This is a genomic window from uncultured Henriciella sp., assembly GCF_964005855.1.
Lineage (GTDB): Bacteria > Pseudomonadota > Alphaproteobacteria > Caulobacterales > Hyphomonadaceae > Henriciella.
Map to the genome: position 1 here is coordinate 345,867 of NZ_CAXFSW010000002.1, position 12,482 is coordinate 358,348.

A 12,482-nucleotide genomic window follows, 5' to 3' on the forward strand; every position below is an offset into this window, starting at 1 on the left:
AAACTTTTGTATCAATGCACTTTTGCACAAGTCTTGTGCAGGCCGATTCTGGCGGGTTTAAGCGTTTTTCCCGTCCGCAGGTGCCAGGCCAAGCTCGCGCAGCACATCCTCGCTATGCTCACCAAGGCGCGGCGCCGGCCGGATTTCGCGCTCTGGCTGGCCGACAAATCTCACAGGCGGTTTGACCTCCCAATAGCCGCCCTCGCTTGGATGTTCGCGGCGGGTAAAGAAGTTCACCGCTTCCAGATGGGGGTCGCTTCGCAGGTCCGAGATATCGTTCACACGCGCGGCAGGCACATCCGCCTCGCCCAGCATGTCGAGCAGCTCCTCGGTCGTGAAGTTCACGAAATGAGCCTGGACGCGGGACATGAGATAGTCGTGGTTGAAGAACCGGCCGCGATAGTCGTTGATCCGCTCATCCTCCAGCTCCTGCGGCTGGCCGATGGTCTCAAACAGCGTCACCCAGCGGTGATCCACATAGGGTGCGATCGTGATCCAGCCATTCTTCGTGCGGACCGGCTGACGCGAGGGGTCGATCTGGCGCTGATAGTAATAGGGGCCGACAGGCGGATCAAAGGCGGCTTCGTAGAAATGCTCTTCCAGAAGGAAGCTCGAAATGCATTCGAACATGGGCACTTCGACATGAACCGCTTCGCCTGTCCGGTCCCGGTGGTGGAGCGCGGCCAGCGTTGCATACATGGCATGCAGGCCTGAGACCTTGTCGGCAAAAGCGGTCGGCAGGAAGCGCGGCGCTTCATTTCCGTCGACATTGGGCAGGAGGTTGCAGGCCCCGGCGAGTGACTGGATGAGGTCGTCATAAGCCGGGCGGCCCGCATAGGGGCCTTCTGTGCCAAAGCCGAGACAATGGACATAGACGATGTCGGGCCGGATCGCCTTGACCTCCTCGAAGGTGAGGCCCAGCCGCGCGACCGCGTCCGGGCGTATATTGTGGATGAAGACGTCGCTTTGTCCGATCAGCTTGCGGATCGCCGCTTTCCCCTCATCGGACTTCATGTCCCAGACCACCGAGCGCTTGCCCCGATTGATCGTCATGTGGCAGGGGCCCATGCCGCGGTTATTGGCCGGGCGCCCGACATTCCGGAAGGTGTCGCCGCTCTCGGGCTCGAGCTTGACGACGTCGGCGCCCATGTCGGCAAGGGTCTGGGTACAATAGGGGCCAAAGATGACCGTCGTCATGTCGGCAATACGAATGTCGGCCAAGAGCGATGTGGCGGGCATGGGCGTCTCCTTCTGGCGCCTATTCAGCAAGGACGCGCGCCGTCGTAAATGGGGGGCAGAGGGATACCGCAACGGCAATTGGCCAGAATTCCCCGTCATTGCTGCAGAACGCAGATGAGCCATAGCTGATTGAAGCGAATTTGTTCATCCTTCGTTTAACCATAATCGGCAGACTTCTTACATGACCCAAGAAGACCCCGAACCTCGGCGCGAGTCCCGCCTGGGGCCGTCTTATCTCACACGCTGGATCGCGTGGGATGTCTGGGCTGTTCTCATTGCCTGCGTCCTCACGATTCTGGCAGGCATTCGCTTTGATATCGTGGAAAAATTCTACATTTTCACGCGCGATCATGATGACTGGGAGCTGGATGAGTTCGCCCTTGTCTTCGTCACGCTGTCGGTGGGCGGACTGCTTCTGTCGCTGCGGCGATATCTGCAGGTGCGCGCGGAATTCAGAAGGCGCGCAGAGGCCGAATCCCATCTGGAATATCTGGCCACCAATGATTCCCTGACAGGGCTTGCCAATCGCCGGGCTTTCATGAAGCGGCTCGGCGCTTGCCTCGATCCCGCCGATACAACGGATTATGCGGTCGTCATGATCGATCTTGACCGGTTCAAGCCGGTCAACGACCTTTATGGTCACGACATCGGCGACCGCCTGCTCCAGCAGGTGAGCGAGCGGATGCAGGCCCAGCTGAAACCACAGGATTTCCTCGCCCGGCTCGGCGGGGACGAGTTTGCCGCCATCCTCAGTGATGCGTCCGGTGATGAAGAACTCGACCGTGTCGTGACCCGCCTGCTTCGCACGATTGCAGAGCGTATCGAAATCGGCCGGATCGTCTGTAATATCGATGCAAGTGCCGGGATCGCCTTCGTTCATCCGCAAACGAATCTCAGTGTCTCGCAGATCCTCAAACAGGCCGATATGGCGCTTTACAGCGCAAAAGAGCGGGGAAGAGGCCGCCATGTCTATTTCGATGAGGAGATGAACGAGAAGGCGACCTTGCGCCTGGCCCTTGAGGCGGATCTGGGTGAGGCCATCCGGACCGGGCAGGTTCAGCCCCATTACCAGCCTCTTATCCGCTTCTCGGACAATGCGGTTGAAGGGTATGAAATCCTCGCGCGCTGGGACCATCCGGACATGGGCATGGTGCCACCTGACCGTTTCATTCCCATCGCTGAGGATAGCGGGCTGATCAATGAGCTGACCTTCACCTTGTTCCGCAAGGTATGCGAAGAGGCACAGACCTGGCCGAAGGGACTTTTTGTTTCCCTGAATATATCTCCGGTCCAGTTGCGGACGGAAAATATCGTTGAGGATCTGCTTGCCATTCTGGCGGAGTTTGGCTTGCCGGCGGGTTTCCTCGAGGTTGAGATTACCGAAAATGCCGTCATACACGATGTGGAAGAGGCTGCCATTGTGCTGAACCGGATGGCCGAGGCCGGTATCCGGCTGGCACTTGATGATTTCGGCACGGGGTATTCAAGCCTCCATCATCTCAGGCAGCTACCCTTCAGCAAGCTGAAGATCGACAAGTCGTTCATAATCGGCATGGAAGACAGTCCGGAGAGCCGCAAGATCATTCGGTCCGTCCTTTCACTCAGCAACAGCCTCGGCCTCAGCTGCACAGCCGAAGGGGTTGAGACGGAGTCGACGGCAGAGTGGCTCAAAGAGGCTGGCTGCGGCCTTGGGCAAGGCTATTATTTCGGCCGCCCCTCGCGCCAGCTGTTATCCTTCGACGCAGATGGCGCTCCCCTGCTCGATCTGTCGGATGTCAAACACGCTCCGGCTCAGGATGAGGCTGATACCGCGCTGCCGAAGCCAAAGAGGCGCGCCTCGAACGAGTGATCGTCTCTTGACGCTAGCGCGTACAGGCGCCACGAGCTGAAGCATGGCAAGCGTGAAGATATGCGGCATCTCAGATGCGGACATGGTGAAGGTCGCGGCGGAAGCCGGTGCAGACTGGGCCGGTTTCGTGCTGGTGCCACAGAGCCCGCGCAATGTTCTGGGCGAGGGCCGTAACCGCTTCCAGCGCCTTGTCGATCTCATGTCGGCGGCCACCGCAAACGGTCTTCAGTCTGTTGTTCTCCTGTCTGATCCCGAGCCCGCCATCCTGCGCGGCCTGGACGGCGCCGTCATGCCGGATGTCTTTCAGTTGCACGGCAAGGAGACGCCCGATTTCGTCTCGAATCTGAGGTCCAGCCTGCCTTCTTCGGTGGAGGTCTGGAAGGCGGTCGGGGTCTCGACACGCGAAGACCTGGAAGCTGCCGCCAGATACAAGGCCGCCGACCGGCTATTGATCGATGCCAGGCCGCCCGAGGGCGCAGACCGTACCGGCGGGCATGGCGAAGCGTTCGACTGGTCTATCCTTGAAGGGTGGAAAGCGCCCAAGCCCTGGCTCCTGGCGGGGGGGCTTACCCCGGACAATGTCGCCGGGGCGATCAGGGCTACAGGCGCGAGCGGTGTGGACGTTTCCTCAGGCGTTGAGCGTCAGCGCGGCATCAAGGATGCCGCCCTCGTGCGCGCCTTCATTGCAGCAGCGAAGACAGGAGACTATGAGGGCTCTCATGAACAAGCCAAACACATGGGCCCAATGGCCGGACGAGAAGGGCCGCTTCGGCGAATTTGGCGGTCGCTACGTCGCTGAAACGCTGATGCCGCTTATCCTCGAACTCGAGGATGAGTATCGCAAGGCAAAAAGAGATCCTGAATTTGCAGCCCAGATGGACGATCTCTGGCGCAATTATGTCGGCCGGCCGTCGCCGCTCTATCATGCGGAGCGGATAAGCGAGCATTTCGGCGGACCGAAGATCTACTTCAAGCGCGACGAACTCAATCATACCGGCGCGCACAAGATCAATAACTGCCTCGGTCAGGTCCTTCTCGCCATGCGCATGGGCAAGAAGCGCATCATCGCGGAAACCGGCGCCGGCCAGCATGGCGTCGCCACGGCGACAGTTTGCGCGCGGTTCGGCCTGAAATGTGTTGTCTTCATGGGCGCCACAGATGTCGAGCGTCAGAAGCCGAACGTGTTCAGGATGAAGATGCTGGGCGCGGAAATTGTCCCCGTCTCCTCGGGTACGGGTACACTCAAGGACGCAATGAATGAAGCGCTCCGGGACTGGGTCACGAATGTGCACGACACCTTCTATGTCATCGGCACCGCGGCCGGGCCGCATCCCTATCCGGAACTGGTGCGCGATTTTCAGTCGGTCATTGGCGAGGAAGCCAAGCGCCAGCTTCAGGAGCGCGAAGGCCGTCTGCCGGATGCCGTCATGGCCTGTATCGGTGGCGGGTCGAACGCGATTGGCCTGTTCCATCCTTTCATTGAGGATGAAGGCGTGCGCCTGATCGGTGTCGAGGCTTCCGGCCACGGCATCGAGACCGGCCAGCATGCCGCGGCCCTCAATGGCGGCAAGCCAGGCATCCTTCACGGCAACAAGACCTATCTGCTTCAGACCGATGACGGCCAGATCATCGATGCCCACTCGATTTCAGCCGGTCTCGACTATCCCGGAATCGGCCCTGAACACGCCTTTCTGCGCGACACGGGCCGGGCTGAGTATCTGACCTGTACGGACAAGGAAGCCCTTGAGGGCTTCCAGCTCTGCACCCGGCTTGAGGGGATTATCCCTGCACTTGAGCCAGCCCACGCCATCGCGCGGCTGGGCGATGTCTGTGAGACGATGGACAAGGACCAGATCCTCATCATGAATCTCTGCGGGCGCGGCGACAAGGACATCTTCTCCGTCGCCGAACATCTCGGGATGGAGATATAGAGGTCTTGATCTCCCACATCACCATCGGAACACGCGACAAGGCACGGGCGAAGGCGTTCTATACGCCGATCATGGAGCTGCTCGGCTATCCGCCGCGCGACCCGGCAAAGTCGAAACAGTTTGTGATGTGGACCGCGCCCGATGGAGGACGTCCCTTCTTCGTCATTGCCGAACCCTTTGACGGGAAAGCGCCCTCGGTGGGCAATGGCCAGATGACGGCTCTTGTCGCGCCCTACCGGCCCGCCGTCGATGCGGCTCATGCCGCCGCCCTTGAGGCTGGCGCAACAGATGAAGGCGCGCCCGGCCTTCGTCCGCAATACCACGCCAACTATTATGGCGCCTATTTCCGCGACCCCGACGGAAACAAGGTCTGTATTGTCTGCCATGATGCGGTAGAAGGCTGACATGACTGAAGCGCTTCTCATCCGGATCACCTGCCCGTCGCAGGACGTCGCCCAGGAGATTGCTGATGCCGCCGTTGAGAAACGGCTCGCCGCCTGCGGCAATATCGAGGGTCCGGTCAGCTCCACCTATCTCTGGAAAGGTGTGGTCGAGCAGGCTTTCGAGCATATTCTGTGGCTGAAAACGGTCGAGCCCTGCTGGCAGGCGCTCGAAGCCCTCGTAAAGACTATCCACCCCTATGATGTGCCCGCTATGGTCGCCTGGCCTTGCTCTCATGTGCTGGCTGAGTATGCCGACTGGCTCCACGACAACACGGAAGCGCCCTCCCGCTAATGCCGACATCACGAATTACCGCCCGGTTCGACAAGGTTCGCGCCGAAGGCCGCGCTGCGCTGGTGAGTTATATCATGGCCGGCGATCCCGATCTTGAAACAAGCTTCAAGGCACTCTGCGCCCTGCGCGACAATGGCGCCGACATCATTGAGCTTGGCGCGCCCTTCACTGACCCGATGGCCGATGGCCCGGCGATCCAGATGGCGGGCCAGCGTAGCCTGAAGGCCGGTACGAAGCTCACGGATGTCCTGGCGCTGGCCAAGCGGTTCCGCGCCGAAGACAAGGACACGCCGCTCATCCTGATGGGATATGCCAATCCCGTTTTTCATATGGGCTATCAGGCCTTTGCCGATGCGGCCGCCGAGGCTGGAATCGATGGCACCATCCTTGTCGACCTGCCGCCCGAGGAAGACCATGAGCTGCGCGAGGCCTATGCGCATCATGAGATTTCGGTCATCCGGCTGGCCACGCCGACCACGACAGACAAGCGGATCGCCAAGGTCGCCGAAGGGGCCTCTGGCTTTCTTTATTACGTTGCCGTCGCCGGTGTGACAGGCTCTGGTTCGGCAGATCCCGAAGACATCCGCGAGGGCGTGGAACGCGCGCGGAAAGTCTCCGGGCTTCCCGTCTGCGTCGGATTTGGCGTGCGGACCGGGGAACAAGCCGCCGCCATGGCCGCTATTGCAGATGGGGTTGTGGTCGGGTCCGCATTCGTGGATCATGTAAGACTTGCCCTTGAGGCTGGTGAGCCGGATGCGATAGCTCCGCGGATTGGCACACTGGCTGCAGAGCTGTCGGGCGCGCTCAGGTCGGCTGAGTGATGCGGAAGAGACAGACCAATGAAGGAGTTGAGCTGACATGAACTGGCTCACCAATTTCAGAACACCCGGATTGAAGACATTCCTGTCTTCAAAGAAGGACACGCCGGATAATCTCTGGGTCAAATGTCCGAAGTCCGGCGAACTCGTTTATCGCTCGGACCTTGAAGAAAGCTGGTATGTGACACCGGCTGGCGCGCATCTCAGGATTTCGCCGCGCCGCCGCTTCCGCCTTCTTTTTGACGGGGAGCGCTGGGAGCCCTTGCAGCTGCCGCCCGTCGTTCAGGATCCGCTGAAGTTCCGCGATGACAAACCTTACCCTTCGCGCCTGAAAGCGGCGAAGGCCAAGATTGCAGGGCGCGAAAAGGAAGAAAGCCCGGACGCCAGCCCGCCCATTGCGCAGGATGATTGCATGGCCGCGGCCTTTGGCCGGGTGAACGGCAAACCTGCCGTCATCCTCGTCCAGGACTTCGCCTTCATGGGCGGCTCGCTCGGCATGGCTGCGGGGGAAGCCTTTATCGCCGCCGCCCAGATGGCGGTCGCGCGCAAGGCCGCCTTTGTGGTCTGCACGGCTTCCGGCGGTGCGCGCATGCAGGAAGGCACACTTTCCCTGATGCAGATGCCGCGCACAACGCTCGCGATCGATGAAGTTCGCGAGGCCGGGCTCCCCTATATCGTTGTCCTGACCGATCCGACATCGGGCGGGGTGTCGGCCTCCTATGCGATGCTGGGCGATGTTCATATTGCAGAACCCGGCGCGATGATTGCCTTTTCCGGCCCGCGCGTGATTGAGCAGACCATCCGCGAAAAACTGCCGGACGGCTTCCAGCGGTCTGAGTTCCTGCGCGAAAAAGGCCAGGTCGATATTGTCAGCGACCGGCGGGAGCTGAAGAAGACGCTTGGCCGGCTTCTTGTCCACCTCATGCCCAAACGGGCCGGTGACGACACGCCAATCGGGCCGCTCAAGGCGCCGCTTGCCGATGTGCCGGCCCCCGAAGCAGCCGACAAGTCGCGGGGCAAGAAGGCTTGATCGACGCCCAGCTTGGCGTCGAAACGGCGCTGAAACGGTTCGAACGCTATAATCCGAAAGACCGGATCCTCGCGCTCGACCGGCTTTTGGTCGTGCTCGAAGAGCTGGGCAATCCGCATCTGGATCTTCCGCCGGTCATTCATGTCGCGGGCACAAATGGCAAAGGCTCGACCGTTGCCTTTATCCGCGCCATGGCAGAAGCGGCCGGGCTTGCCGTTCACACATCGACATCGCCGCATCTGGTCCGTTTCAATGAGCGCATCCGGCTTGGCGGGCAGCTGATCGGGGATGATTATCTTGTCTCCTGTCTTGAGCGCGTCGAAGCCGCCCTCAAGGGCCACCGCGAGATCACGCATTTCGAGGCCGCGCAGGCGGCCAGTTTCCTTGCCTTCCATGAAACCCCGGCGGACCTCCTCATCCTCGAGGTCGGGCTTGGGGGGCGGTATGATGCCTCCAATGTGATCGAGCAGGCGGCTTGCTCTGTTTTCTGCCCCATCGACCTCGATCATCAGGCCTTTCTCGGCAACACGATCACGAAGATCGCGACCGACAAGGCCGGGATCCTGAAGCCCGGCTGCCCCGCAGTGTCCGCCATTCAGGGCGCGGAGGCGAAAGCCGCGCTGGAGGCTGAAGCCGCGCGCACGGGCAATCACATCGATTTTCTCAGCCTCGATGACCTCGCCCTGATCCAGCCGCCGCTTGGCCTGTGGGGGGAGCATCAATATGCCAATGCCGCGCTTGCGGCGAAGGCGCTGAAAGCCGCGAATATTCAGGGCATTACCCCCGAAGCCATTGCCAAAGGCGCTGCCAGTGCCCGCTGGCCGGCGCGGATGCAGAGGCTTTCCAAGGGGCCGGTCACCGCGCTCGCCGGGGAGAAGCCCGTCTGGCTCGATGGCGGGCATAATCCGCATGCGGGCCGGGCGCTTTCTGCGGTGCTCGACACGCTGGACAGCGAAGAGCCCGCCAAGCGGACCATGCTCGTCTCGGCCATGCTGGCCAACAAGGATGCGGCAGGCTTTTTTGCTGCCCTCAACCGGCCCGGCCTTCGCGTCTTTACCTGCCCCATCGACAATAATGAGAACAGTTTCACCCCCGAGGCGCTGGCCGATGCGGCCCGCGAGGCGGGCGCTGGCGCCGAGGCCCATCAGAGCTTTCGCGCCGCGATGGAAGCGGCCCGGGAGGCGGGGGCCGAACGTATCCTGATCTGCGGCTCGCTCTATCTGGCGGGCAAGGTGCTGGCGATGAATGAGGAGCTGCCGGACTAGGGCGTCTGGACCTTTCCTCCTCGGCTTTCGACAGACTCAGGATGAAGTAAAAAGGCTGCGCGTGCGGCCACAGACCGGGCCGGTCTGTGGGATGCGTGCCTGATTTTCCCTGCCTTTCAGCTCGTATCGAACCATCGGCGCAGCACCTCATTGCCGCGCACGGGCAGGGCCTGCGCCAGCAGGGCGACGGGGTGGGGCACACGCGCCAGCCCCTGAAGGGGCATCATGAAAGGGCGCGGGTCACCGGCGTCTTTCACACGGTTCAGGATCCGCGCCATGCGCCGGGCGAGCGGCACCGGATTGTCGAGATGCTGGAGGAGTAGCCCCAGACGGTGCAGCAGGGGTGCAGCGTCGGTGTCCGGCCCGGCGGCCGGATGAGCGCCTGCCCGCAAATCGTCAAAGCCTGGCCCCTCCGCGCTCAGCGAGGGGACAAGCTGGAACAGGCTGCGTTTGCTCTCTCCGGCGGCAGCCCCGGTGCCGGTGGGTACGTCCGGGGTGGATGGCTTGACCGGCGCCAGGGGGCCAAGCTCTGCGGCGAGCAGGACCAGAAGGCGGCGCAGCAGCGTCTCGACCAGTTTGATCTGCCTGCGGGCATAGCGCGCGACGGCCTGTGTCAGAACCGGCCGGAAATCCACGCTCAGCCGGTCCATGGTTTCCACGACCGCATCGCGCACGGTGGAAAAGCCTTCCTCGATGAAACCGGCAAGCTGGGTCATGCGAGAGAGGATAGGGCGGGGCGGTTTAGGGTAGGAAACTTTAGATAAGTTCTTCAAATGGTCTCAGCATACGGCTGGTTTCTGTCAAACCACGAGCTTCCATTTTTAGCAGCAAATCTGACGCGGACATTTCGGGACGTTTGAGCCGAGCGCGCATCTTTTTCACCACTCCAGCGGCACGGTAGATATCCAAGTCAATTTCATCTGCAATGAAGTCATCGGCGGATTTAGCTTCGATTCCATGCATTGCTAGTTGGGAAGCCGGAAAGTCCCTCAAGTTGTCCGTTACTATTGTAGATGCCCGGCAATGAATTGCTGCCGCCAGCACGTGTCTGTCCTTTTCGTCGGGAAGGAAGAGGGATGGTTCGAACACTTTGTAGCCGTTGTCCACGTAGGCTTCAGGGAAGATTTGCCGCATTTTTCTGATAAGATCCGCAGCCCGCTGTTCAGCCTTCGCTTTTTCTAAACCCCGCCTTTCGAGGATTGCCATCGCTGCTTGGTGAGTTTCGCTGAGAATTTCGTCTGACCACCTCGGACGGAAAAATTTAGCTTCTGCCAAGCATAGAATTAAATCACGGTTGGCTGCGGGTGCTAATACGCACGCATCCAGCACTACCGTGAATCGATTGGCAAACATTAGTAGAGTTCACCATCATCTTTGAGTAGCTCATCCAGCGCGGTTGCGCGCTCTGCATCTCGCACTTTTTGATACTCAAATAAGTGCCGAGCCAAAATTCTACGGTGCCGTCCTACAAGTTCGAACGGAATTGTCTTTTGCTCCAGCAGCTTAATGAGATGGGGCCTAGATACGTTTAGAATATCGGCCGCTTGCTGCGTCGTAAGCATTTTGGCGTGCGGCACAAAAGTCACACCTTCGCCTTTTTCGAAATGATCCAAAAGGCGGATCAGGTATTCGTACAGCTTGGGTTCCACATGAAGAGATTTTTCAGCGCCATTTGCGCCGCGCAATGTCAGCGACGGAGATTTTACTTCGCCCGAAAAAAGTTCAGATAATACAATGCGAAGTTCGCCAGCCGCCTCAGCCGACTCATCAGTTGGTAAATGCTCGTCTACCGCTAGTGCGTAAGCTGGTGTGGTCATTTTCTTGCTCCATTTGAGGGGCGTGGCATTTATCATATCTGCCATTATTCGCAATAAACGAAACCCTTGACACTCAAATAGTTTCCAAATCCTCTAAATTTAAGGGTGCTTACATACATTGATGCCGACAAAAATTGGAACATGAGCCCGATTATACAGCGGATAGGAGAGTCGGTAAAAATTCGCACCTCAGGCGTTCTTGATCGTCAGGCCGCCATCTACCGGGATGTGCACGCCGTTGAGGAAGCTGGCGGCCGGGAGGACGACCGAGAGGGTCATATTGGCGACTTCTTCCGGGATGCCGTAGCGGCGCAGTGGCACGCGGCGTTTGGCGTAGATGGTCTTGTGTTCTTCGGGGATGCCGGCGGTGATGCCGGTGCGGATGGGGCCGGGGCAGATGCAGTTGACGGTGATGTCCATGTCTTCCTCGCGGCCCAAGTCGCAGGCGAGGCCGCGGGTGAGGCCGATCACGCCGTGCTTGGCCGCGACATAGGGTGAGTTGCCGGGGGTCGCGCCGACGCCTTCGGTGGAGGCGACATTCACGATGCGGCCGAATTTGGCCTTGCGCATATAGGGGAGGGCCGCGCGGATGGCGCGCTGGTGGCTGGTCAGCATGACATTGATGCTGGGGCCCCAGCTGTCCTCATAGCTTTCTTCGGCGACATTGGCGGGAATGGCGAAGCCGGCATTGTTGACGAGGATTTCGAGGCCGCCGAAATGCTCTGCAGCTTCCTTGACGACGCGCTTGATCGCCTCGCCGTCGCCGACATCCATGGCCCAGCCTTTGACGTTGTCGAAGCCGGCCGCCTTGATCTCTTCAACCACCTTGTCGACGGCCTCCTGATTGAGGTCGGTCACGGCGACATTCGCGCCTTCATGGGCAAAGAGGTGGGCCGTGGCCCGGCCCATGCCGGAGGCGGCGCCTGTGATGAGGGCGGTCTTGCCTTTGATCGAGCGGGAAAGCGGCTGGTACGGCTCCATGGGCGGGGTCTCCTCGGGGTGTTTTCTTCACCCGTGAAGTAAATGGGTGAGCGCGCGGCGTCCATGGGTGACGTGTGGGGAAGGTTCGGTTTGAGAGGGCCGGGTGTCCGATCTTCTTTTCCGGGTCAAGGGCGCTTCGCGTCCGCAGGATTACACCCTTGACCCGGAAAAGAAGATCGAAAAAGGCTGGCTGTGGCCGAATGGCAGGGTCTGCCATTCGGCCTGCATGTACTGAGCGGCTTTTCTGAGAAGCGAGCAGCCCCCCATCGACCCGCATGCGCGGGCCACTTCCCCCGCTAGCGGGGGAAGACGCGGCACCCCTGGCGTATCGCCATCCTCCCCCGTGTGCGGGGGAGGGGCCCGGCAGGGCGGAGGGGGCGGCAATAGAAAAGCCCGCCGCGGCGTTTGCCGGGCGGGTTTTTCAAAACCTGAAAGGTCAGCGCGGATTTAAGCGCTTTCCTTGATCCATTCGGCGATGCGCTGTTTGGACATCGCGCCGAGATGGGTGGCGGTGACCTTGCCGTCCTTGAACATCATCAGGGTCGGCAGGCCGCGCACGCCGAATTTCGAGGCGGCAACGGGGTTTTCGTCGACATTGATCTTGGCGACTTTCACCTTGTCGGCCATTTCCTCGGCCACGGCTTCGAGATGGGGGGACATCTGTTTGCACGGTCCGCACCATTCGGCCCAGAAGTCGACAACGACCGGCTTGTCACCGGCAACGGCGGTTTCGAAATTATCGTCTGTAATCGTTTCGGCGGCCATGAGGTGCCTCCTTTGCTCTTGCTCTGCCCTTATAGATAGGAGTTGTACGGAT

15 protein-coding genes are annotated in these 12,482 nt (G+C 60.4%); 9 read left to right on the forward strand and 6 right to left on the reverse strand.

The window, feature by feature from the left end; all coding sequences use genetic code 11:
• Nucleotides 1-57: 57 nt before the first annotated feature.
• On the reverse strand, nt 58-1,239 hold the full coding sequence (locus ABNU55_RS04840; RefSeq protein ID WP_290753182.1) for a CoA transferase: 1,182 nt from the start codon (nt 1,237-1,239) through the stop codon (nt 58-60).
• 181 nt (nt 1,240-1,420) lie between these two features.
• On the opposite strand from ABNU55_RS04840, the gene ABNU55_RS04845 reads away from it, so the two are divergent.
• The 8 genes from ABNU55_RS04845 to ABNU55_RS04880 are packed head-to-tail and all read left to right on the forward strand — an operon-like array spanning nt 1,421 to nt 8,867.
• A complete protein-coding gene (locus ABNU55_RS04845) occupies nt 1,421-3,088 on the forward strand; it encodes an EAL domain-containing protein (protein WP_290753181.1) in 1,668 nt (555 codons plus the stop codon).
• 43 nt (nt 3,089-3,131) lie between these two features.
• A complete protein-coding gene (locus ABNU55_RS04850; protein WP_290753178.1) occupies nt 3,132-3,887 on the forward strand; it encodes a phosphoribosylanthranilate isomerase in 756 nt (251 codons plus the stop codon).
• Nucleotides 3,808-5,019, forward strand: coding sequence for a tryptophan synthase subunit beta (gene trpB / locus ABNU55_RS04855; protein ID WP_290753176.1), 1,212 nt, complete (start codon nt 3,808-3,810; stop codon nt 5,017-5,019). The genes ABNU55_RS04850 and trpB overlap by 80 nt, the downstream gene beginning before the upstream one ends.
• Before the next feature lie 5 nt (nt 5,020-5,024).
• Nucleotides 5,025-5,423, forward strand: a complete 399-nt coding sequence (locus tag ABNU55_RS04860) for a VOC family protein (RefSeq protein ID WP_290753174.1) — start codon at nt 5,025-5,027, stop codon at nt 5,421-5,423.
• A 1-nt stretch (nt 5,424) separates the two neighbouring features.
• Nucleotides 5,425-5,754, forward strand: coding sequence for a divalent-cation tolerance protein CutA (cutA, locus tag ABNU55_RS04865; RefSeq protein ID WP_290753171.1), 330 nt, complete (start codon nt 5,425-5,427; stop codon nt 5,752-5,754).
• Nucleotides 5,754-6,575, forward strand: a complete 822-nt coding sequence (trpA, locus tag ABNU55_RS04870; protein ID WP_290753170.1) for a tryptophan synthase subunit alpha — start codon at nt 5,754-5,756, stop codon at nt 6,573-6,575. Before cutA ends, trpA begins: the two co-directional genes overlap by 1 nt.
• A 37-nt stretch (nt 6,576-6,612) precedes the next feature.
• Nucleotides 6,613-7,602 carry an acetyl-CoA carboxylase carboxyltransferase subunit beta gene (locus ABNU55_RS04875; RefSeq protein ID WP_290753168.1) on the forward strand — a complete coding sequence of 330 codons (990 nt, stop codon included), beginning with the start codon at nt 6,613-6,615 and terminating at the stop codon, nt 7,600-7,602.
• Entirely contained in the window at nt 7,599-8,867 is a 1,269-nt protein-coding gene (locus tag ABNU55_RS04880) for a folylpolyglutamate synthase/dihydrofolate synthase family protein (RefSeq protein ID WP_290753166.1), read from the forward strand. Before ABNU55_RS04875 ends, ABNU55_RS04880 begins: the two co-directional genes overlap by 4 nt.
• A 116-nt stretch (nt 8,868-8,983) precedes the next feature.
• Here the strand turns inward: ABNU55_RS04880 and ABNU55_RS04885 are convergent, their stop codons facing one another.
• The 4 genes from ABNU55_RS04885 to ABNU55_RS04900 all read right to left on the reverse strand — a co-directional run bounded on the left by ABNU55_RS04885 (nt 8,984) and on the right by ABNU55_RS04900 (nt 11,665).
• Entirely contained in the window at nt 8,984-9,583 is a 600-nt protein-coding gene (locus tag ABNU55_RS04885; protein WP_290753163.1) for a hypothetical protein, read from the reverse strand.
• Nucleotides 9,584-9,623: 40 nt separating this feature from the next.
• On the reverse strand, nt 9,624-10,220 hold the full coding sequence (locus ABNU55_RS04890) for a PIN domain-containing protein (RefSeq protein ID WP_290753162.1): 597 nt from the start codon (nt 10,218-10,220) through the stop codon (nt 9,624-9,626).
• On the reverse strand, nt 10,220-10,684 hold the full coding sequence (locus tag ABNU55_RS04895; protein WP_290753159.1) for a helix-turn-helix domain-containing protein: 465 nt from the start codon (nt 10,682-10,684) through the stop codon (nt 10,220-10,222). The genes ABNU55_RS04890 and ABNU55_RS04895 overlap by 1 nt, the downstream gene beginning before the upstream one ends.
• A gap of 189 nt (nt 10,685-10,873) precedes the next feature.
• Nucleotides 10,874-11,665: an SDR family NAD(P)-dependent oxidoreductase gene (locus ABNU55_RS04900; protein WP_290753157.1), complete on the reverse strand. Its 792-nt coding sequence runs from the start codon at nt 11,663-11,665 to the stop codon at nt 10,874-10,876.
• 103 nt (nt 11,666-11,768) lie between these two features.
• Here ABNU55_RS04900 and ABNU55_RS04905 point away from each other — a divergent pair, with 103 nt between their 5' ends.
• On the forward strand, nt 11,769-11,900 hold the full coding sequence (locus ABNU55_RS04905; protein WP_290760540.1) for a hypothetical protein: 132 nt from the start codon (nt 11,769-11,771) through the stop codon (nt 11,898-11,900).
• A 212-nt stretch (nt 11,901-12,112) separates the two neighbouring features.
• On the opposite strand, the gene trxA is transcribed toward ABNU55_RS04905, so the two are convergent.
• Complete coding sequence (trxA, locus tag ABNU55_RS04910) at nt 12,113-12,430, reverse strand: thioredoxin (RefSeq protein ID WP_290760537.1); 318 nt, start codon at nt 12,428-12,430, stop codon at nt 12,113-12,115.
• Nucleotides 12,431-12,482 lie beyond the last annotated feature (52 nt).

What these genes read in the sequence shown, in the direction of transcription:
- ABNU55_RS04840 (WP_290753182.1), bottom strand. Translation starts at nt 1,239, where the DNA reads ATGCCCGCCACATCGCTCTTGGCCGACATTCGTATTGCCGACATGACG.
- ABNU55_RS04845 (WP_290753181.1), top strand. Translation starts at nt 1,421, where the DNA reads ATGACCCAAGAAGACCCCGAACCTCGGCGCGAGTCCCGCCTGGGGCCG.
- ABNU55_RS04850 (WP_290753178.1), top strand. Translation starts at nt 3,132, where the DNA reads ATGGCAAGCGTGAAGATATGCGGCATCTCAGATGCGGACATGGTGAAG.
- trpB (WP_290753176.1), top strand. Translation starts at nt 3,808, where the DNA reads ATGAACAAGCCAAACACATGGGCCCAATGGCCGGACGAGAAGGGCCGC.
- cutA (WP_290753171.1), top strand. Translation starts at nt 5,425, where the DNA reads ATGACTGAAGCGCTTCTCATCCGGATCACCTGCCCGTCGCAGGACGTC.
- trpA (WP_290753170.1), top strand. Translation starts at nt 5,754, where the DNA reads ATGCCGACATCACGAATTACCGCCCGGTTCGACAAGGTTCGCGCCGAA.
- ABNU55_RS04875 (WP_290753168.1), top strand. Translation starts at nt 6,613, where the DNA reads ATGAACTGGCTCACCAATTTCAGAACACCCGGATTGAAGACATTCCTG.
- ABNU55_RS04885 (WP_290753163.1), bottom strand. Translation starts at nt 9,583, where the DNA reads ATGACCCAGCTTGCCGGTTTCATCGAGGAAGGCTTTTCCACCGTGCGC.
- ABNU55_RS04890 (WP_290753162.1), bottom strand. Translation starts at nt 10,220, where the DNA reads ATGTTTGCCAATCGATTCACGGTAGTGCTGGATGCGTGCGTATTAGCA.
- ABNU55_RS04895 (WP_290753159.1), bottom strand. Translation starts at nt 10,684, where the DNA reads ATGACCACACCAGCTTACGCACTAGCGGTAGACGAGCATTTACCAACT.
- ABNU55_RS04900 (WP_290753157.1), bottom strand. Translation starts at nt 11,665, where the DNA reads ATGGAGCCGTACCAGCCGCTTTCCCGCTCGATCAAAGGCAAGACCGCC.
- trxA (WP_290760537.1), bottom strand. Translation starts at nt 12,430, where the DNA reads ATGGCCGCCGAAACGATTACAGACGATAATTTCGAAACCGCCGTTGCC.